At 69.2% G+C, this 19626-nt stretch carries 15 protein-coding genes; 5 read left to right on the plus strand and 10 right to left on the minus strand.

The annotated features are described in order from the left end of the window. Window positions 1-17: 17 nt before the first annotated feature. Genes ACY0MJ_RS09940 through ACY0MJ_RS09950 form a run of 3 tightly spaced genes read right to left on the minus strand, consistent with a single transcriptional unit; the run spans window position 18 to window position 2112 of the window. On the minus strand, window positions 18-233 hold the full coding sequence (locus ACY0MJ_RS09940) for a hypothetical protein (protein WP_462638256.1): 216 nt from the start codon (window positions 231-233) through the stop codon (window positions 18-20). A 47-nt stretch (window positions 234-280) separates the two neighbouring features. Then, a complete protein-coding gene (locus tag ACY0MJ_RS09945) occupies window positions 281-1135 on the minus strand; it encodes an N-formylglutamate amidohydrolase (protein ID WP_462638502.1) in 855 nt (284 codons plus the stop codon). Continuing rightward, entirely contained in the window at window positions 1132-2112 is a 981-nt protein-coding gene (locus tag ACY0MJ_RS09950) for a tripartite tricarboxylate transporter substrate binding protein BugE (RefSeq protein ID WP_462638257.1), read from the minus strand. The genes ACY0MJ_RS09945 and ACY0MJ_RS09950 overlap by 4 nt, the downstream gene beginning before the upstream one ends. Before the next feature lie 99 nt (window positions 2113-2211). Here ACY0MJ_RS09950 and ACY0MJ_RS09955 point away from each other — a divergent pair, with 99 nt between their 5' ends. The 4 genes from ACY0MJ_RS09955 to ACY0MJ_RS09970 are packed head-to-tail and all read left to right on the plus strand — an operon-like array spanning window position 2212 to window position 5062. Continuing rightward, the gene (locus ACY0MJ_RS09955; protein ID WP_462638258.1) at window positions 2212-3126 is read left to right on the plus strand and encodes a LysR substrate-binding domain-containing protein; all 915 of its coding nucleotides are present in this window, start codon (window positions 2212-2214) and stop codon (window positions 3124-3126) included. A 24-nt stretch (window positions 3127-3150) separates the two neighbouring features. Beyond that, entirely contained in the window at window positions 3151-3942 is a 792-nt protein-coding gene (locus ACY0MJ_RS09960; RefSeq protein ID WP_462638259.1) for a class I SAM-dependent methyltransferase, read from the plus strand. Window positions 3943-3968: 26 nt separating this feature from the next. Continuing rightward, window positions 3969-4205, plus strand: a complete 237-nt coding sequence (locus ACY0MJ_RS09965; protein WP_462638260.1) for a hypothetical protein — start codon at window positions 3969-3971, stop codon at window positions 4203-4205. Beyond that, complete coding sequence (locus ACY0MJ_RS09970; protein WP_462638261.1) at window positions 4160-5062, plus strand: hypothetical protein; 903 nt, start codon at window positions 4160-4162, stop codon at window positions 5060-5062. Before ACY0MJ_RS09965 ends, ACY0MJ_RS09970 begins: the two co-directional genes overlap by 46 nt. Window positions 5063-5074: 12 nt before the next feature. Here the strand turns inward: ACY0MJ_RS09970 and ACY0MJ_RS09975 are convergent, their stop codons facing one another. From ACY0MJ_RS09975 to metG, 7 genes are all read right to left on the minus strand, one after another. After that, window positions 5075-5938, minus strand: a complete 864-nt coding sequence (locus tag ACY0MJ_RS09975) for a polysaccharide pyruvyl transferase family protein (protein WP_462638262.1) — start codon at window positions 5936-5938, stop codon at window positions 5075-5077. Next, complete coding sequence (locus ACY0MJ_RS09980; RefSeq protein ID WP_462638263.1) at window positions 5935-9018, minus strand: heparinase II/III family protein; 3084 nt, start codon at window positions 9016-9018, stop codon at window positions 5935-5937. Before ACY0MJ_RS09980 ends, ACY0MJ_RS09975 begins: the two co-directional genes overlap by 4 nt. A 51-nt stretch (window positions 9019-9069) precedes the next feature. Beyond that, on the minus strand, window positions 9070-10083 hold the full coding sequence (locus ACY0MJ_RS09985) for a right-handed parallel beta-helix repeat-containing protein (protein WP_462638264.1): 1014 nt from the start codon (window positions 10081-10083) through the stop codon (window positions 9070-9072). Between the two features lie 32 nt (window positions 10084-10115). After that, a complete protein-coding gene (locus tag ACY0MJ_RS09990) occupies window positions 10116-13712 on the minus strand; it encodes a glycosyltransferase (RefSeq protein ID WP_462638265.1) in 3597 nt (1198 codons plus the stop codon). A gap of 22 nt (window positions 13713-13734) precedes the next feature. Further along, complete coding sequence (wecC, locus tag ACY0MJ_RS09995) at window positions 13735-14994, minus strand: UDP-N-acetyl-D-mannosamine dehydrogenase (RefSeq protein ID WP_462638266.1); 1260 nt, start codon at window positions 14992-14994, stop codon at window positions 13735-13737. A gap of 11 nt (window positions 14995-15005) precedes the next feature. Next, window positions 15006-16130 carry a non-hydrolyzing UDP-N-acetylglucosamine 2-epimerase gene (wecB, locus tag ACY0MJ_RS10000; RefSeq protein ID WP_462638267.1) on the minus strand — a complete coding sequence of 375 codons (1125 nt, stop codon included), beginning with the start codon at window positions 16128-16130 and terminating at the stop codon, window positions 15006-15008. A gap of 247 nt (window positions 16131-16377) precedes the next feature. Beyond that, window positions 16378-18462 carry a methionine--tRNA ligase gene (metG, locus tag ACY0MJ_RS10005; RefSeq protein ID WP_462638268.1) on the minus strand — a complete coding sequence of 695 codons (2085 nt, stop codon included), beginning with the start codon at window positions 18460-18462 and terminating at the stop codon, window positions 16378-16380. A 74-nt stretch (window positions 18463-18536) separates the two neighbouring features. Here metG and apbC point away from each other — a divergent pair, with 74 nt between their 5' ends. Continuing rightward, window positions 18537-19625: an iron-sulfur cluster carrier protein ApbC gene (apbC, locus tag ACY0MJ_RS10010; protein WP_462638269.1), complete on the plus strand. Its 1089-nt coding sequence runs from the start codon at window positions 18537-18539 to the stop codon at window positions 19623-19625. The last annotated feature ends 1 nt before the right edge of the window (window position 19626 follow it).

Here is a 19626-nt window from a genome sequence, read left to right on the forward strand (position 1 = left end):
GGCGCTGCACGGCGCCCCTAGTCCTCGCCGGAAGGCAGGACGGCGCCGGCCGCGGCCCCAACCGCGGCGCCCGTGAGCTTGACGGTGCCCACCGCGGCATCGACGGCGAGCGAACCCGCCGTGACCGCCAGCGAAGCGGCCGTGCCGGCCACCGTGATGACGGTGCAGCCGCCCAGGGCGAGCGCCGCCCCGGCCAGCAGGGTGGCACGCGCGAAGGTGGGGAACATGGGCATGGCGGCGTCCGGTACGGCTGAGACAGCCGGATTGTACGGCTGCGGCCTCAGGAAACCCGGTCCTTTACGTACGCCGCCAGCACCTGCGCCACTTCGCCCAGGTGCCGTTGCACCTGCGCGAAACCGGCGTTGCGCTCGCGCGTGACTTCGTCCATGTACAGCGGCCGGCGGATCTCGACCTGCAGGCTGTGGCGCCGGCGCGCCGGCTGGCCGATGCGGGCGATCAGCTGCACGCCCTTGTAGGGGTCGTTGCGGGCCACGGTGTAGCCGCGCGCGCGCAGCTCGCGCTCCACCAGGTCCACGAAGCCCGGCTCGCAGGTCGTGCCGTCGCGGTCGCCCAGCACGAAGTCGGCCAGCGGGTGCGGGCTCACGATCTGCAGGCGCTCGTAGGCGTCGTTGGGCATCGAGTGCAGGTTCAGGTGCCAGACGGCGCCGAAGCGCGCCGCCGCCTGCTCGATGCACTCCGCGAGCGCCGCGTGGTAGGGACGGTACCAGGTGGCGATCCGCTTCTGCACTTCCTCCACGGTGAGCGGCCGGTCGTAGATCGGCACGCCCGCGCGGATGTTGCGCCAGACGAGGCCGAAGCCCAGCCGAGTCTTCTCGCTGGGCGCGAGCGGCCCGGGCCAGGGCGCGTCCAGCAGCTCGGCGTCGAGGTCGTCCTCGTTGCGGTTGGCGTCGATGTAGGTGCGCGGGAAGTGCGCGTGCAGCAGGGTGCCGCCGGCCGCGGGGACGCCTTCCCAGAGCGCCTCCACGTGCGTGTCCTCGCCGCGGCGCAGCAGCTCGCGCGCCACGGCGTGGCGGTAGTCGTCAGGGTAGAAGGTACCGCTGTGCGGGGAATCGCACACCAGCGGCACCGCCGCCGCGGTGGGCGGCAGCAGGGTGAAAGGGCGCACCGGCTTCAGTCCAGGCTGATCCTGGCCATCTTCGAGACCCGCAGGTAGCGCTCCATGGCCTGCTGGATCTGCTTGCCGAACTCCTCGGGCGTGCCCGGAATCAGCGTGGCGCCGGCGGCGTCCATCTTCTGGACGAAGTCGGGGTTCTTCATGGCCTTGTGGAAGGCGGCGTTGAGTTTCGCCACGATCTCGGGCGGCGTGCCCGCGGGCGCGACCACGCCGAACCAGCCGCCGCCGCCCATCTGCGGGAAGCCCAGCTCGCCATAGGTCGGCACGTCCGGCAGCGCCGGCGAGCGCTTCTCGGACAGCACCGCCAGCGCGCGCAGCTTGCCGGCCTTGATGTGCGGCAGGGCGGAAGGCAGGTTGTCGGTGATCGCGTCGACCTGGCCGGCCAGCGCGTCGTTCATCGCCTGGCCCGAGCCCTTGTAGGGCACGTGCAGCAGCTTGATCTGCGCCAGGGCCATGAAGTGCTCGATGTTCGCGTGGCCCAGCGAGCCCGTGCCGGGCGAGCCGAAGCTGTACTTCTCCGGGTTGGCCTTGGCCAGCGCGAGGAACTGCTTCATGTCCTTGGCCGGGTTCTTCGGGTGCACCGCGAACACGCTGGGCGTGGTCGCGACGTTGGTGACGGGCGCGAAGTCCTTCACCGGGTCGTACTTCAGCTTGCTGCCGTACACGGCGGGGTTGGCGCCGTGCGTGCTGACGGTGGCCATGCCCAGGGTGTAGCCGTCGGCCTTGGACTTGGCGACGAACTCCATCCCCAGGGAGCCGCCGGCGCCCGCCTTGTTCTCCACGACGATGGTCTGGCCCAGCTCGCGGCTGCCGAATTCGGCAATCATGCGCGCGGCCAGGTCGGTGGAACCGCCGGGAGCGAAGGGCACGATCAGCTTGATCGGCTGGGAGGGGTAGGGGGCTTGCGCGGACGCGGCGCCGGCCGCGGCGAGGGCGGCGGCGCAGGCGACGGCCTTGAGGAAGTGACGGGTGTTCATGCGGTCTCCCAGGTTGGTGTTGCGGCCGAGGTTAGGGTTCCCGCCGCGGCGGGTCCAACGACTTTTCGGCCGCGGGTGATGACATGGTGTAATCGGCGCGTGGCGATCCGCAGTCCTTCGCTGGTGGAGCTGCATGCCTTCCTGGCCGTGGCCCGCACGGGCAGCTTCCGCAAGGCGGCCGACCAGCTCCATGTCACGCAAGCCGCCGTCAGCCGCGCCGTCGCGCGCCTGGAGGAGGAGCTGGGCGTGGACGTGCTCGCGCGCTCCGGCGCCGGCGTGCGCCTGACGCCCGCCGGCGAGGAACTGCGCCGGCGCGTGGAGAAGCCGGTCGCCGCGCTGGAGGAAGCCGCGGTGCAGCTGCGCCGCCGCTCCGACCGCATGCGGCTGCGCCTCTCGGTGGTCACCAGCCTCGGCAACCTGTGGCTGATGCCGCGCCTGGAGCAGTTCCGCGCCGCGCATCCCGAGGTGGAGATCGAGTTCCGGCCCTACCGGCGCGACGACGAGTTCCTGCGCGACGACGTGGACCTGTGGATCGCGCTGAAGCAGAAGCCGCGCCAGCAGTGGCCGCGCCAGGTCGCGACGCAGTACCTGGTGGGACGCGAGATCGTGGCGGTGTGCGCGCCGAAGCTCGCGCGCGGCATCCGGTCCGCCGCTGCACTGCTCGCGCAGCCCCTGCTGTACCACTCGAGCCACCGCGACAACTGGGCGCTGTGGGCCGATGCGGTCGGCGCCGAACTGCCCGCAGACTGGCGCGGCACCGGCTTCGACCTGGTGATGAACCTGATCGAGGCGGCGAAGGCCGGCATGGGCGTGGCGGTGGTGCAGCGCTGCATGGTGGAACAGGACCTCGCCTCCGGGCGGCTGCGCATGCCGGTGCCGGGTGCGGCGTCGACGGGGCGCGGCTACTACCTGTGCCGGCGGCGGGCGCTGGGGGCGCATCCGGCGGCGGAGCTGTTCTCGGAATGGGTGCTGGGGCAGGCGCGCGCGAGCGAAGCGCTCCGGTCACTCGGATAGGATGTGGCAACCGAGGAGATGCCCATGAACTACGACATCGACCTGTTCCTGGCCCTGAACGAGGAGTACAAGGACAAGCCCATCGCCCCGAAGCCGCGCAAGCTCGACGCCGCGGCACAGAAGGCCGAAGGCAGCAGCCGGGCGAAGCGGCTGGCGGACATTTTCGCCGGCGTCACGCCTGTCGGCCTGGCGGGCAAGCGCGTGCTGGAGGTCGGGTGCGGCCGGGGGAACACCAGCCGCGAGGTGGCCGACGCCCTGGGGTGCAAGGTGGTCGGCGTCGACATCACGGCGTATCCGCAGTGGATGGACAACCAGGGCAGCGGGGTCGAACTGCACAAGCTGGACATCTCAACGCAGGACTACTCGCGGCTGGGGCAGTTCGACTTCGCGTATTCGTTCTCGGTGTGGGAGCACATGCACCACCCCTATGGCGCGCTCAAGGCGATGCGACAGCTCCTCGCGCCGGGCGGCGTGTTCTACCTGAGCGCCAACCTCTATCGCGGGCCGCGGGCCAGCCACCGCTACCGGGAGGTCTTCTTTCCGTGGCCTCACCTGCTGTTCGAGGACCACGTCTTCGAGGAGTTCTATCGCCGCATCGGCAAGCCGCCGGCGCGACCGGCCTGGGTGAACAAGCTCGTCTCCGCCGAATACCTCCTCTATTTCCAGGAACTCGGGTTCAAGGTCCGCAAGCTCTCCTACTCCCGGCTGCCGTTCGACACCGCCTTCTACAGCCGTTTCGAGCCCATCCTCGGCCGCTATCCGCGCTTCGACCTGGAGAGGGATTTCATCAACGCCGTGCTGACGCTGGACGCCTGAACCGAGCGGGAGACAGGGGGTCGTCCATGCTGAACGTCGTTGCCTTGTCCATCACGCAGCGCACGTTGACCAACATCGCGCCGGTCCTGCATGGGCTCGTGCGTCGCGGCGCCCGGTGCCGGGTGATCTGGGCGCCCACCAGCCAGCGGATCGAGGGGCAGGACCCGGCGACGCTCGGATTCGAGCTGGCGGCTGCCTTCCCCGGCGCGAAGCGGCCGTGGCGGCGTTCCGCGCAGCCTGCCGGCGCCTCCTCGACGACCTGAAGCCGGACCTCGTCATCTCCGACGACATGACGACCTGGCCGAACCGGATCGTCCATGCACTCGTGCGGGCCATGCCATCGCGGCCATGGCACCTGGCCTGGCAACACGGGCTCCACCAGCCCTGGTACGAGCTGGGAAGGAACTTCGATGCCGATTTCTTTCTTTGCTACGGACGGATCCACGCCTTCCTGCTCGGGCAGGACCTGTATGCGCGCGTCCTGCCGGTCGGCCTGCCCAAGCTCGATCGCTTGCAACACGTGGAGACGGCCGACGGCGGCTTTCTCTCCTGGTTCGCACAGCCTCTCCCCGACGCGGCTGCCCAGGTCCGCCTGCTGGCGGACATCGCGCAGGCGACCGGAACCCCGGTCCGGATCCGTGCCCATCCCGCCGCGCCGGACGCCTTCGACAAGGTTGGTGACCTGTCGCGCCACGGCCTGGCGCTCGACGATCCGAGAAGCGATCCGATCGAAGCGCTGCGCATGTGCAGCAGGTTCGCCAGCACGCACTCATCCGCCGCGCTCGAGGCCCTCATGCTGCGCAAACCCGCCGTGCTGTTCCCCTCGTTCGGGCTGACCAGCTTCACGGGCTATCCCAACGTCGCCTCGGATTTCACCGCGCGTGCCTACCAGGCCGCCGTCCAGCGCATTCCCGGCCGCCGCGCCGCCACGGATGCCTTCCTGGCCGATACGGTCGGCGGCCGCCGCTTCGATCACACCGCGCGTGCGATGCAGGTGACGGAAGCCCTCGCGCAGCTGCGACGCGACGGGGCGGACATCGCGACGCTCTGCTGGTGGAAGGCGGATCCGCGCCTGCGCGAGCTCCTGCAGGGCTGGCACCCTGCGCTCGATCACCAGTGAACGGCGCGGCGCTCAGGGCGCCAGCGCGGCCTGCAGGGCGGGGGCGCGGACCACGTCGCGGCCACGGATGAAGGCCGCGAACTCCTGGAACACCGACCGGTTGCGCTGCGCGTAGGCGATCGCCGCTTCGAGGCCGTCCTGCCGCGTGACCACCGGAATCGGCAGTCCGGACCACTCGATGAGGCCTTCGATCTTGTGCGAATTGCTGATGACGGCGACGAAGGGGATTCCCGCCAGTGCCGCGGCATAGACGCCATGGTGCTGCGCGGTGACGTACAGGTCCGCCTGGCGCAGGGTGGCCACGATCTCGTCCAGGCTCCCGGTCGACAGGTCCACCCGGGGCACGTCCAGGCCGTCGAGCCACTGCGCGCTCGGCGCCTTGGGGTGCGTGCCCCCCTTGACCAGGCCGGAAAGCGGGCGCAGCGGCCGCGCCTCCTGCAGGCGCTGCGCGTCCGCGGCGCTGTCCGGCAGCACCCACGGACATCCGCCGTGGCGGCGCGCGGCCGCGGCGCTGCGCACCTCGCGCACGGAAAAGTAGTCCAGCCGCTGCAGGACCGTCGGGACGGCCAGCTGCTCCTGCTGGTACAGGGCGTTGACCAGCGCGGTGCGCTTGCCCGCCGCCTGCGCGGCGGCCAGTGCCATGATCAGGAAGTTGGCGCGCGGGGAATCGTGGTGGATGGTGCCCTCGCCGTTCACGACGACGGCGTCGCAACGCGCCAATGCCCCTGCGTCCAGCTCCGTCGAACCCACCGTGTGGGTGGCGATCACGTCGGCGAACTGGCCGAGTTCGCCGCGGATCGACCGCATGACCGCCTTGCAGCCCGCATGGCGGCTGCGCGACGTGTCATTGAAAAGATAGACGGCAGGACGGCTCATGCCTTGCGGACCTGGCAGCCGTCCTGGCCGATGGTGAGCACGAGTTTTTCCTGCGCGGTCGCCGACCGGACGGACGCGACCACGCCCTTGCCTCCATCGAGCAGGTCGACGCTCGATCCGCTGTCGTCCAGTGCGATCAGCGTCGCGAACACCGCCTCCTGCCCCTTGGCGCCGATCCCGAGGGCATCGTTTTCCTGGAGCTCGCGATACTTCTGGCTGATCCAGCCCTGCATGCGGGGCTCGCGCTGGCCGCGGACCAGCTCGGTCCCGGCGGCGGCCGTGCACGCGCTGCGCACGGACAGGTGCCGTCCCGTGGCCAGCTTGCCCTCGTAGGCGCCGGTGCCGGTGCCGCGCAGCCGGATGTGCGGAGCGAAGTGGAACCACTGCGTGAACTGGTGGGAGCGGCGGCCCTCGAGGCGGTCGATGACCAGCACCCAGCGTCCCGGCGCGTACAGGAGGAAGCGGCGGTGCTCGACCTGGAAGCGGGGCTGGTGCACGCGGGCGGAGATGAAGTGGCCCCAGTCCTCGCTCGCGACCGTCTCGACGGCCGTGCCGTAAGGATGCCTCGCGGTGCCGTCCCAGTAGCTCTTGCCGTCGATCTCGACCGTGTTGTGGGCGCGTGTCGAAAGGACGTACTCGCTGTTGATGTCCGACTTGTACGCGTACTTCCCGGCATCGCACAGGATGTCTTCACCCTCGTACCAGATGAAGGACAGGTCGTCGGGCTGCTTGTGGAAGCGGCTGTGGAACGCGCCCATGAAGAACAGGTAGGAGGCCGCGGCGCAGGTCGTTCCGCCGCCGTCGTCGCGGATCACGACGTAGCCCGCGTTGTGCAGGACCTGGTTGCGCCCCCGGAAGTTGGCCGGGCCGCTTCGCGCGGGCATGGCCGCGCCGGTCGTATCCCCGATCGGTGCGATGCGGCCGTCGGGCAGCCTGAGCCAGTTCTCCATGGCCCTGGCCTTGGCAAGAAGCTCGCCGACGCCGAATTCGTCGAACCAGCCGCAAGCGTGCAGGCGCTCCAGGCACTTCATCCCGAAGGGGTGGTAGCCGGGGCTGTGCTCGAGATGGAGCCCGTCCGGATTGAACTGCGCCCCCAGCAGCTTCGGCAGGAAACGGCGGACGAACTCGCGGATGCGGTCCCGCGTCGCGCCGTCCACCACCTGCGCGAGCGCCATGGCGCCCTGGAGGTCGAAGAAGGTGTGGTTGCTCAGGTGGACGTTCGCGGGATCCAGCAGGAACCGGAGGTGCGCGTCCACGAGGACGCCGAAACGGTGCTGCCGCTCGGCGCCGAGGCGGATCCGCCCGCTCCGGTCGAGCGCGAGGAAGTAGGCCAGCTTCATCGCGCGGACGCCGACGATCATGTCGGACCACGCGTAGGGCGACGTACGCTCCTCCTGCAGGTGGAAGCGATGCCAGTCGTCGATCGCGCGCAAGGGCAGCTCCAGCCACACCGGGTCGGCGGACGCATCGTAGCGAAGCAGATGGTCGTCCATGAGCCGCCACATGTGGAGCTGGCCGCACCAGTTCCGGTCGCGATACGGGTCCACGTCCCAGTCCAGCGGGAACTCGAGCGGGTACGCCGGTACGTCGCGCCGCCCCCGCGGCCAGAAGCTGAAGCGATCCTGCACGATCGCGTCGCCCTCGGCCTCGCCCTTCATCAGGTAGATCTGCTTCGCCGTGACGGCGGGCGCCCGGTTGCCGGGCGGCTCGCCCGGATCCTGGGCCGGGACACCGCGCGGCCGCTCGCCAGGCGCCGGTTGCGCCGCGCCGGACGGCCCGACGGGCGCGCCGACCTGCACCACGGTGCCCATGTGGTCGCGCACGAAAGCGATCACCCGCAGTTCATCTTCGCCGGCCGGAAGCTCGAACGTCGCGGATGGCGAAGCGGAGTACCAGCGCGTCGCGAGCTTTCGCTTGCCCGCCATCAGGTAGAAGGCGAACTCGAAGCGCTTGTCGTGGGCCTCCCTGGGTTCGAACTCGCAGCGCACCTCCAGCTTTCCTTTGGCCGGTTGCAGGCGAACCGACGGGCGGAGGCCGTCGTCGAGAGCGGAGCGCTTGAACCGGTCCGCGGCGTCCGTGGTGGGATCCATCTGCTGCGCCACCTTGTCGACGGGCGTGCCGTCGGCCAGTGCCGACAGGACGCCGTGGATGACCTCGGCGGGCGGAGGCACGTGCCCCTCGCCCCAGCATCCGAACCAGATCGCCAGCGGCACGTCGATCCGGCGGAAGCTGCGCGGCCCGATCCGCGGCCACGCGCTTCCCTTCATGAAGGGCGCCGCGTGGCGCTGGACGTGCCAATCGTCCGAGTTCTGCAGATAGAGCAGGCCGGCATTGGACTTGGGCCGCCAGCGGGTGAGGTCATGGGTCACTCCCGCCCGGGTCAGCGATTCCCGCAGGCGTGCCTTTTGCGCCGCGGCGTCGCCTGCCGAAGCGAACGAGGCGCGCCGCCAGATGGCGGGGAATGCCGCCTTCAGGTAGCGGCTGGCCGCCTTGAACACGTAGTCGCTGATGGAGGTCTGGGGATTCCACACGGCACCCACGGCCTCGGTTTGCAGCAACTGCAACACCGACATGGCCGCGAAGCCGCCGCCGGAGCCGCCGAACAGCACCAGGCGGCAGCCGAAGCGGGCGGCGAAGTGTTCGAGCAGGCGGGCGATTCGCGCCGGCAGGTCCACGATCCCGTCGTTCCCGGCATACCAGCCCAGCGTGAGGTCGGCAGCCCGCACGAGGGTCGGATCCGACACCGCGAGCAGCGGCAGCCCGAGTGCCTTCGCGACGCCGCGCCCCGAGAAGAAGGGCGGGCGCCGCTCGGTCCTATGGCCGACCGCGCTGGTGAAGCAGACGAGGAGGGCGCGCGGCGATCCGCGCAGCAGCGCGGAGCCCTGGACCAGCAGGTCGAGCGTCTGCGTTCCCGCGCCTATCCTGTGGATGCCATCCGTGAACAGGTTTCCCTGCAGGGCGGCTTCCATCGAGCCGTGTTCCTGCACGGGGACCTTCCACGCCGCGTAGTCGCAATCGGGTGGGCTCGCGTCGAGTCGAGGGGCACCGGCGGTGCCCGGCTGCTCCGGGATCGCTTTCATTCTTCAAGCTGTGCAGGGGATCTGTTGGCCGCCGGTCGCCGCGGCGGATGGTCATCGCGGCAGCAACTGGAACCCGCGGCCGCGGTTCTGCGCCGGAGCCGCGCGTGCCTCGCCGTCGACGATGCGGACGGCATTCGGCGGCGGCGGGGGGCAGACCCCCGAGAGGTCCGATTCGATCCTGCGGGCGTTCGTGATCTTCTTGTTCGACGGGCTGCGCGCTCCGCGCACGGTGTTCCCCTGGAAGACGTTGTTCCAGGACGGGCACTCGCCTGCCTCCTTCGTGCAGTCGCTGCGCGTCTGCTTGTCGCAATAGCTGTCGAGCAGCAGGGCGTTGCCTTCCTGGCGCTCGAACACGTTGCCCTCGACCCGGTTGTCGTTGGACCGGTCGCGGACCTTGATCGTGTCGCCGCAGCCGTCGACGAACCTGTTGTCGCGCACGACGTTCCCCGAGGACATGTGGGCCATGTAGATCGAGTGCAGTCCGCCGCAGGACTTCGCGTTGCGCACGCTCTCGAACTCGTTGCCCGTCACCTCGTTGAAGCGGGAGTTGACGAAGCGCACGGCCGCCGTCGAGGGAGTCTGGTCGGCCCTCGGCGACCCGATCCGCACGAAGCGGTTGTTCCTGATCTGCACGCCGCCGACCCAGCGTTCCGGGTTGTTGCGGTTGCCGTTGATCGAAATGGCGGTCTGGTAATCGGCGATCTCGAGTCCCTGGATGACCAGCGGGATCCTGCCTGCCCCGGGAGCGGAGACCTCCAGCCAGGTTCCCTCGTTGTGGCCCCGGAACGTCGGACGGCTTGCCCCCCTGTCGCTGCCAGTGATCGTCAGGGGGCAGCGGACGCTCTTCAGCACCAGCCGCTCATCGTCGTACGTACCGGGAGCGACCTCGATGCGGACGCCGTCGGCGGGACATTGCTGCTTCGAGGCATAGGCCTGGAGCGCCGCGCCCAGGCTCGCGTAGGCGGTGGAGCCGCCCGCGCGCGAGACCTGGAGGGTCTCGGCACGCGCGCCCAGCGCCGCGGCGGCGCAGAGGCTCACAACGAGGAGTCGGATCAGGTGGCCCATGATGGTTCCTTTGGGGGTGGCGCCGGGGATTTTCACCCCTGCCGCTCGATCTCGCACAGGATCCACGCCCGGATCTCCTCCTGGCCGCCCTTCCCGAACACCGTGAACCTGGCATCCGGGAAAAGATCGAGCAGCTTGTCCGCGTCGAAGCGGGTGTGATGGCCGCGGAAGAGCGGCAAGGGCTCCATGAAGGGCACGGAAACGAACAGCTTGCGCTGGGCGAGCGATCGCAGGACGCGGACGGCGCCGGCCACCTGCTCGGGCGGGAGGTGCTCGATCACCTCGAAGCAGGTCACGACGTCGCGTGCATGGGTCGCGTCGAGATCGAGGATGCTCTTGTAGACGCGGGTGATCGTTCCCGTCGCGTCGAACCAGAGATCCCAGTCCTTCAGGTCCACGGACGTGACCGGGCCCTGCTTGCCGCCCAGGGCCGACAGGTTCACGAACTCGCCCAGGCCGCTGCCGACGTCGAGAAGCGAGGCCGCTTCGCCGACCATCTGCGCGCAGATGTCGGCCCGCGCCCAGTTGGCGGCCGGGATCCGGGACTGCACTTTCGCCGGGTCGAAGCGCGCGAGGTACTTCTCGCGCAGCTCGACGACGGCGGGGCTGAGCTTCCAGTCGCGCACGTCGACATACCCGCAGCGCGAGCGCAGCGCCGGGTCGATCTCGCCCCACCAGGCCGGCAGGCCCTTGCCAGGGGCGGACGCGGCCGCGGCCGCGGGCGCAGGCGCAGCGGCGCGCACCGGCGCAGGCACGGAAGCGTTCGGCCGGGACTTCTCCTTCGGAATCGGGAGGCCGGCGGCGGGCCCGAGCTTGCCCCGGAACTTCTCGCCGATCTGGTTCCACGTGCGCTCGGTGCAGACCCACGCCCGTCCGTTGCGGCCGAGCCGGACGCGGTGCCCGGGTTCGGCGATGAGCTCCTGCAGCTTGTCCGCCAGCGAGCTGACGCTGCCCTTCTCGAACACCAGGCCCGTCTGCCCGTCCTGGATCATTTCCGTCAAGGCGCGCACGCTCGAGACCAGCACGGCCTTTTCCATGGCCAGCGCTTCCAGCGGCTTCATCGGGGAGACCATTTCGCAGACCGGCCAGGGCTTGCGCGGGAACGGGCAGACGTCGAGCAGCGAGTAGTAGCTCTCGACCTCTTCGTGGGGGACCCGTCCGGGCATGATCAGCCAGTCGGCGAAGCCGTCCTTCTGCGCGATCGAGGCGATGGCCTCGGTGATGGGGCCGCGGTCCTGTCCGGAGGCGTTCTCGTTGCCCACGAGGAGCAGCCGGAACTCCACGCCGCGCTGCTTGAGGATCGCACAGGCGCTGGCGAGATCCTCCAGCCCCTCGTAGTCGACGAAGGTGCCGATGTAGCCGATGACGGGGACGCCCGCCGGCACGCCCAGGCGCCGGGCCAGCTGCTCGTCGCGCGGCTGCGGCACGAAGCGCTCGGGATCGCAGGAGTTCGGCAGCAGGTCGATCTTCTCGGGCGCCACGCCACGCTCGACCAGCTCCTCGCGCATCGGCTCGGTCAGCGTGAACACATGGTCCGCATGCCGCGCGACCGCGCTCTCCAGCAGCTTCTGCACGGCGAATGCCGGCGATTCCTTGAACTCGGCATCGCGCGAGAGGCGGGTGATTTCCCACAATCCCCGCACCTCGTACACGAAGGGCAACCCGAGGCGGCGGGCGGCGATCAGGGCCGGCAACGCGGTCACGTGGTTCGAAGCCGCCATCACCAGGGAAGGGCGTTGTTCGCGCAGCCGGGACTCGATGGCGTCGGCGGCGGCCGTGACGTACTCCAGCAGGTTCTTGCCGCTGCGCACGGGGTGCAGCGTCCGCAGGTAGGCGATCCCGTCGATGGCGTCCGCGTCGGCGATGTCGGCCGGCTGCAGATCGGGCCGGATGTCCAGCGGGAATCCCGGCCGGGTGAGCACCACGACGTCGAAGCCCGCCTGCTTGAGGCCGCTCGCGACGCCGTGCGAGCGCGTCCCGTAGCCGCCGGAAGAGTACGGCAGGCTGTTGTGCAGCACGTAGCAGAGCCGCTTCGGGATCGCGTCGATCCGCGGCGGCGCGGCCGGCTCGATCAGCTTCAGCACGCGCAGCTGGTTGGCGGGCGACCGGCGGATCCTCTCGAGCCGCTCCCGCACCGCCGGCGGCGGGTTCTTGCCGACCAGGGCCTCGATTTCCAGGATCAGGTCGCAGGCGACCTCGAACCGGCCTGCCTTCTGGGCGGCCCAGAACTGCGCGCGCAAGCTGGGCTCGTCCCGCTGCGGTCCCGTCGCGGGCGTCTTCTGCCCTTGGCGCACGGGCTTCCGGCCCGCGACCGGCCGGCCCAGGGCTTGCGACCGGGGGGCCGGTTCCTGCCGATGCTGCTGGAAGTCCTTGAAGGTCCGATAGAGGTCCCAGGGGACGGTGATCGCCTTGAGCGGCTGCTCCTTCACCCCCAGCAGCACCTGTCCCCAGCGATAGGTGAGCTGGCGCTTGATGCGCTCCTGTGTCGCATGGAGCTCCACGACGCTGGTCCGGCGCAGGGCGGCCAGTTCCTTGGCGTGGGCCTCCTTCAGGCGCGCGATTTCGTCCCTGGCCTTGCTTTCGCTCAGCTGGATGGCCGCGACCCGCGCCTCGAGCTCGGTGATCCGCCGGGTCAGCGCCGTTTCGCTGGACGCATGCTGTCGGTGCGCCGCCTCGAGTTCCGCGGCGTGGGCCTGCCTTGCCCGTTCGAGTTCCTCGGTGTGCTGACGCATCGCCGTTTCCAGCTCTGTCGCATGCTGCCGCTTCACCGCATCGAGTTCCGCCGCGTGCTGCTGCGCGGCCGTGGCCAGCGCTTCCGGGGCCCGCTCCGCCGACTCCAGGCGCTTCTGCAGCGCCTTCGCCGCCTCGGTCTTCTTGCGCAGCTTGCCCGAGACATCGTCGAGCCGCGCGAACAGGCGCCGCTGGGAGGCCAGCGTGCCTTTTTCCATGAGGCCGACCAGCGCCTCGGCCGCCGGCACCTCCAGGGATCCGTCGGCGGCCGACCGCAGGACCATGCGCATGTAGCTGTCGGTCACGTCCAGGTGCGCCACGCCGAGGCCGCACTCCCGGGCCATCCGGGCGAGGTCCCCGGGGAAGAGGCTCACCTTGTGGTCCTCGTGGGGATGCAGGCCGAAGGGCGTCGTCAGGATGATCCGGCCGCCCGCCGCGAGGTGCTGTGCGGCTTTCGCGAGGAAGCGGGCCGGAGCCGCCTGGTGCTCGATGACCTCGCCGAGCAGGATGGTGTCGAAGCGCTCGCCCGCGGGCAGGTCCCAGAAATCGCCTTCGATCCAGGTGATGCGCGCCTGGACGGCGGCGGTCTCCCGCGCGGACAGTTCGCGCGCGTACGCCATCGCTTCAGGGTGGCTGTCCAGGCCCGTGACCTGGATGCCTTCCCGCGCCAGCAGCACGGTCGCGATGCCCTGGCTGCACCCTACGTCCAGGGCCGAGCCACCGGAAACCTCTCCGCACATCCAGTGGATCCGCTCCCGGGCGGCGTCCGCCGTTTCCCTGGTGAAGATCTCGCCGTTGTACAGCTCGGCGATCCTGTCCACCGGAATCGGCGAGGGCGCGGCCGGGGAAAGGGCCTGCTCGGCGGCCTGGAGCAGGGCGGGGGAGGTGGCGTCGTTCATCGCGTTCTCTCGGGGGCGGCGATCACACGAGGCCCACGGCGTCCACGACCTGCTGCTGCGGCCGCAGCAGCGAGGGCAGGAACTCGAACTGCCTGTGGGCGACCAGGACCAGCACGACGTCGGCATGTTCCAGCGCTTCCTTGAGCTGCGCCGGCTTGCCGCCGCCGAGCGAGGCGGGCAGCTCCTCGATGTTCGGCTCGACGAAGTGGAAGCGGACCTTGAGGCCGGAACGCGCCTGCTCCGCGATGTGCAGCGCCGGGCTCTCCCGCAGGTCGTCGATGTTCGGCTTGAACGACAGGCCGAGCACGGCGACCTGCACGTCGGACTCGGTGTGGCCCTGGGCCTTGACGCGATCCACGGCGCCGCGGAGCTTCTCGTACACCCAGCCCGGCTTGGAGTCGTTGACGACGCGCGCCGTCCTGATCAGGCGGGCCTGTTCCGGCGTCTTGTCGACGATGAACCACGGATCGACGGCGATGCAATGGCCGCCGACGCCGGCGCCGGGCTGCAGGATCTTCACCCGGGGATGGTGGTTCGCCAGCTTGATCAGCTCCCAGACGTTGATGCCCAGCTTGTCGGAAATCAGCGAGAGTTCGTTGGCGAAGGCGATGTTGACGTCGCGATACGCGTTCTCGGTGAGCTTGCACATCTCCGCCGTGCGTGCGTTCGTGACCAGCAGCTTGCCCTGCACGAAGATGCGATAGAGCTCGCTCGCCCGGCGCGAGCACTCGGGCGTCAGGCCGCCGATGATCCGGTCGTTCTCCACCAGCTCCCGCACGACGTGGCCGGGCAGCACGCGCTCGGGGCAGTACGCCACGTTGACGTCCACCTTGCCGGCCCCCGGAAGGGGGAACTTCAGGTCGGGCCGGGCCTCCGCCAGCCATTCCACGAGCTGCTCCGTGGTGCCCACCGGCGAAGTGGACTCCAGGATCACGAGGTTCCCCGCGCGCAGCACCGGCGCGATCGACTTCGCCGCCGCCTTGACGAAGGACACGTCCGGTGCATGGTCGTCCTTGAACGGGGTGGGCACCGCGATCAGGAACGCGTCCGCCGGTTCCGGAGAGGTGCTCGCGCGCAGGAAGCCTTCGCTCACGGCGCTGTGCACCACCATGTCCAGCTCGGGCTCCACGATGTGGATGCGTCCGCTGTTGATCGTGTCCACCGCCTGCCGGTTGATGTCGATGCCGATCACCTTCTTGCGACGCGCCGCGAACATGGCGGCCGTCGGCAGGCCGATGTAGCCCAGGCCGATCATGGAGATGGTGTCGAAGGAATCGCTCATGTTCGTTTCTTTCAGGAGAAATGGGTGATCAGGGCATCGACGATGCGCGCGCATGCCTTGCCGTCCCCATAGGGATTGTGGGCGAAGCTCATGCGTTCGTAGGCTTCGCGGTTTGTAAGCAATTCATGGACGCCCTGCACGATGGCGCCCGCGTCCGTGCCCACGAGGCGGACCGTCCCGGCTTCCACGGCTTCGGGGCGCTCCGTCGTGTCGCGCATCACCAGCACCGGCTTTCCGAGGGATGGCGCCTCTTCCTGGATCCCGCCGGAGTCGGTGAGGATCACGTAGGAGCGCATCATCAGGTACACGAAGGGCAGGTAGTCCTGGGGCTCGATCAGGTGGATGTTCGGGGCGCCGGCCAGCAGCCGGTTCACCGGCTCGCGCACGTTGGGGTTGAGGTGCACCGGGTACACGAAATCCGCCTCCGGATGCCGGGTCGCCAGGCTGCGCACGGCCTGGCAGATCCGCTCGAACCCGTCGCCGAAGTTTTCCCGGCGGTGGCCGGTGATCAGCACCATGCGCCGGTCGTCGCCCAGGAAGGGGAAGCGATGGAGCATCTCGTCCGAAAGCGAACGGGACCGCTCGAACTTCTCCTTGACGGTGAGCAAGGCGTCGATCACCGTGTTGCCGGTCACCCGGATGCGGGAGGCCGCCACGTTTTCCCGCAGGAGGTTGTCCCGCGACGCCTCGGTCGGCGCGAAGTGCCACTGCGCCAGGACGGAGGTGAGCTGGCGGTTGGCCTCTTCCGGCCACGGCGAGTAGATGTTGTCGGTGCGCAGTCCGGCCTCGACGTGCCCCACGGGGATGCGCTGGTAGAAGGCCGCCAGCGATGCCGCGAACGTGGTCGTGGTGTCGCCGTGCACCAGCACGATGTCGGGCTTGCACTCCTGGTACACCTGCCCGATGCGCTGCAGGATGCTGGTCGTGATCGTGTAGAGGTCCTGGCCCGGACGCATGATGTCCAGGTCGTGGTCGGGGCGGATCTCGAACAAGTCCAGGACCTGGTCCAGCATCTGCCGGTGCTGCGCTGTCACGCAGACGCGGCTGTCGATCGTGCGCTGCGCCGCGAGAGCCTTGACCAGCGGCGCCATCTTGATGGCTTCGGGCCGCGTGCCGAAGACGGTGAGGACTTTCATTGGGGATGGATTCTGTTTCTTGCGGACGGCTCGGCGGTCGGTCGCGGCGATGGCTCCGGGACGTGAAAGCGCCACCCCGCGGGTGGCGTCGGCCTTCGATGCACTGGAGTCAAAGAGCTCGAGGCGAAGCTTATCCTATACGGTTTGTTACGTTCCGCCGACTCCTGCATTTGGCGGATTGACCCTGTGAATCCTGCACTCCCGCGCAGCGCAAAGGCGACGCGCAGGCGGGAGCGGGTGCAGGGCGCTAGCGGACCCGCATCCCCGGCTCCGCGCCCGGCCAGGCCGTCAGGACGAAGATCCCGGGCTTCGCCTTCCCGTCGGCATGGCTGGCGGAGAGCACCATGCCTTCGCTGACGCCGAACTTCATCTTGCGCGGCGCCAGGTTGGCGACCACGACGGTGAACTTGCCCACCAGGTCTTCCGGCTTGTAGGCGGAGGCGATGCCCGAAAACACGTTGCGCAGGCGGCCCTCGCCGACGTCGAGCGTCAGCTGCAGCAGCTTGGTCGACCCCTCCACCGCCTTGCAGTCGACGATCTTCGCGATGCGCATGTCGACCCTGGCGAAATCGTCGATCGTGATACCGGGGGCGACGGGTTCGCCCCCCGGTTCACTCCCTCTCCCGCTTGCGGGAGAGGGCTGGGGTGAGGGCTGCCCGGCCGAGGGCTCCGCTGGCGGCTCGAACAGCGCATCCACCTGCTTCATGTCCACCCGCTGCATCAGGTGCTTGTACTCCCCCACCTGGTGCCCGGCGCCCAGCGGCTTCGCCGCGTTGTCCCACCCCAGAGGCTCGCACTTCAGGAAGGCCTCGGCCTTCTCCGCCAGCTCGGGCAGCACCGGCTTCAGGCAGGCCGTGAGCACCTTGAAGGACTCGATGCAGTGGCTGCACACCTCCGCGGCCTCGGCCGTCTTGCCTTCCTTCACCAGCTTCCAGGGCGCCGCCTCGTCGAAGAGGGCGTTCACCTGGTCGGCGGCGGCCATGATCTCGCGCAGCGCCTTGCCGTACTCGCGCTCCTCGTACAGCGCGCGCACCTTCGCCACCAGGCCCGGCGCGTCCATCGCGGCGAAGCCGCCGGCGCCCAGGAGCTTGCCGCCGGGGATGAACTTCACGGCGCGGCTGGCGATGTTGACGTACTTGCCGACCAGGTCGGCGTTGACCCGGGCGACGAAGTCGTCGGGGTTGAAATCGACGTCCTCCACCCGGGCGTTCAGCTTGGCGGCGATGTAGTAGCGCAGCCACTCGGGGTTCATGCCCAGCGACAGGTACTTCAGCGGGTCGATGCCGGTGCCGCGGCTCTTGGACATCTTCTCGCCGCTCACCGTGATGAAGCCGTGCACGTTCACCTGGTCGGGCGTCTTGCGGCCGCTGAACTTCAGCATCGCCGGCCAGAACAGGGTGTGGAAGTACACGATGTCCTTGCCGATGAAGTGCACCTGTTCCACCGCGGGGTCGGCGATGAACTCGTCGAAGCTGGCCGTCGTGCGCGAGGGCGCGTGCCAGTGGTCCCTCGCCTGGCCCTTGTCGAAGTGGTTCTTCAGGCTCGCGAGGTAGCCGATGGGCGCGTCCAGCCAGACGTAGAAGTACTTGCCCGGCGCATCCGGGATCTCGATGCCGAAGTAGGGCGCGTCGCGGCTGATGTCCCAGTCGGCCATGCCGGCCTCGAACCACTCGCCGGCCTTCTTCGCCATCTCTGGCTGCAGCTTGCCGTCCTGCGTCCACCCCTTCAGGAACTCCACGACCTCCGGCTTGGAGAGCTGGAAGAAGAAGTGCTCGGAGCTGCGCAGTTCCGGCTTCGCGCCGGTGAGCGTGGAGTAGGGCTCGATCAGCTCGGTGGGCGAATAGACGCTGCTGCAGACCTCGCAGGAGTCGCCGTACTGGTCCTTCGCGTGGCAGACCGGGCACTCGCCCTTGATGTAGCGGTCCGGCAGGAACATGCCCTTGACCGGATCGTAGAACTGCTCGATGGTCCGCGTGGCGATCATGCCGTTCGCCTTGAGCGTCCTGTAGATCCCCTGGGCCAGCTCGGTGTTCTCCGGGCTGTCGGTGGAGTGCCAGTTGTCGAAGCGGATGTGGAAGCCGTCGAGGTAGGGCTTGCGGCCGGCGGCGATCTCGCCCACGAAGGCCTGCGGCGTCTTGCCCGCCTTCTCGGCGGCGATCATGATCGGCGCGCCGTGCGCGTCGTCGGCGCCCACGAAGTGCACCATGTTGCCCTGCATGCGCTGGTGCCGCACCCAGATGTCGGCCTGGATGTACTCCATGATGTGGCCGATGTGGAACTTGCCGTTCGCGTAGGGCAGGGCGGTGGTGACGAAGAGCTTGCGCTGGGTCATGTGGGCTTTCCGGGGGGAACCGGGTATTTTATTCAGGCCCGCTACACTGCGCGGAACACCTTCAACCAAGCGATATGGCCACCCAGGAACAGTTGCTCGCCGCGCTCGCCGGCGTCAAGGACCCGAACACGGGCAAGGATTTCGTCAGCACCAAGGCCGTGAAGAACGTGCAGGTGGAGGGCGGGGACGTCTCGTTCGAGGTGGAGCTGGGCTACCCGGCGAAGAGCCAGGTGCCCGAGCTGCGCCGGGCGCTGGTCGCCGCCGCCAAGGCGGTGCCGGGCGTGGACAACGTCTCCGTCAACATCGTCACCAAGGTCACGGCGCACGCGGTGCAGCGGGGCGTCCAGCTGATGCCCAACGTGAAGAACATCATCGCCGTGGCCTCGGGCAAGGGCGGCGTCGGCAAGAGCACCACGGCGGCCAACCTGGCGCTGGCGCTCGCGGCCGAGGGCGCCCGCGTGGGCATCCTCGACGCCGACATCTACGGCCCCAGCCAGCCCATGATGCTGGGCATCGACCGCCGGCCGGAAAGCGAGGACGGCCAGACCATGGAGCCGCTGGAGAACCACGGCATCCAGGTCATGTCCATCGGCTTCCTGGTGAACCAGGACGAGGCGATGATCTGGCGCGGCCCCATGGCCACCCAGGCGCTGGAACAGCTGCTGCGCCAGACCAACTGGCAGGAGCTCGACTACCTGGTGGTGGACCTGCCGCCGGGCACCGGCGACATCCAGCTGACGCTCTCGCAGCGCGTCCCCATGACGGGCGCCGTGATCGTCACCACGCCGCAGGACATCGCGCTGATCGATGCGCGCAAGGCCGTCACGATGTTCGAGAAGGTGGGCGTGCCCATCCTCGGCATCGTGGAGAACATGGCCGTGCACGTGTGCAGCAATTGCGGCCATGCCGAGCACATCTTCGGCGAGGGCGGCGGCAAGCGCTACGCCGAGGAAAAGGGCATCGACTACCTGGGCGCGCTGCCCCTGGCGCTGCACATCCGCGAGCAGGCCGACAGCGGCAAGCCCACCGTGGTGGCCGATCCCGACAGCGAAGCGGCGAAGATCTACCGCAGCGTGGCCCGCCAGGTCGCGATCAAGATCGCGGCGAAGTCCAAGGACTTCTCCTCGAAGTTCCCGACCATCAGCGTGTCCAAGGGCACCTGAG

Source organism: Ramlibacter sp. bp-362, assembly GCF_054956735.1.

Bases quoted from the DNA above. Each gene is read 5' to 3' on its own strand.
- ACY0MJ_RS09940 (WP_462638256.1), bottom strand. From the start codon at position 233: ATGCCCATGTTCCCCACCTTCGCGCGTGCCACCCTGCTGGCCGGGGCG.
- ACY0MJ_RS09950 (WP_462638257.1), bottom strand. From the start codon at position 2,112: ATGAACACCCGTCACTTCCTCAAGGCCGTCGCCTGCGCCGCCGCCCTC.
- ACY0MJ_RS09960 (WP_462638259.1), top strand. From the start codon at position 3,151: ATGAACTACGACATCGACCTGTTCCTGGCCCTGAACGAGGAGTACAAG.
- ACY0MJ_RS09965 (WP_462638260.1), top strand. From the start codon at position 3,969: ATGCTGAACGTCGTTGCCTTGTCCATCACGCAGCGCACGTTGACCAAC.
- ACY0MJ_RS09975 (WP_462638262.1), bottom strand. From the start codon at position 5,938: ATGAGCCGTCCTGCCGTCTATCTTTTCAATGACACGTCGCGCAGCCGC.
- ACY0MJ_RS09980 (WP_462638263.1), bottom strand. From the start codon at position 9,018: ATGAAAGCGATCCCGGAGCAGCCGGGCACCGCCGGTGCCCCTCGACTC.
- ACY0MJ_RS09985 (WP_462638264.1), bottom strand. From the start codon at position 10,083: ATGGGCCACCTGATCCGACTCCTCGTTGTGAGCCTCTGCGCCGCCGCG.
- ACY0MJ_RS09990 (WP_462638265.1), bottom strand. From the start codon at position 13,712: ATGAACGACGCCACCTCCCCCGCCCTGCTCCAGGCCGCCGAGCAGGCC.
- wecC (WP_462638266.1), bottom strand. From the start codon at position 14,994: ATGAGCGATTCCTTCGACACCATCTCCATGATCGGCCTGGGCTACATC.
- wecB (WP_462638267.1), bottom strand. From the start codon at position 16,130: ATGAAAGTCCTCACCGTCTTCGGCACGCGGCCCGAAGCCATCAAGATG.
- metG (WP_462638268.1), bottom strand. From the start codon at position 18,462: ATGACCCAGCGCAAGCTCTTCGTCACCACCGCCCTGCCCTACGCGAAC.
- apbC (WP_462638269.1), top strand. From the start codon at position 18,537: ATGGCCACCCAGGAACAGTTGCTCGCCGCGCTCGCCGGCGTCAAGGAC.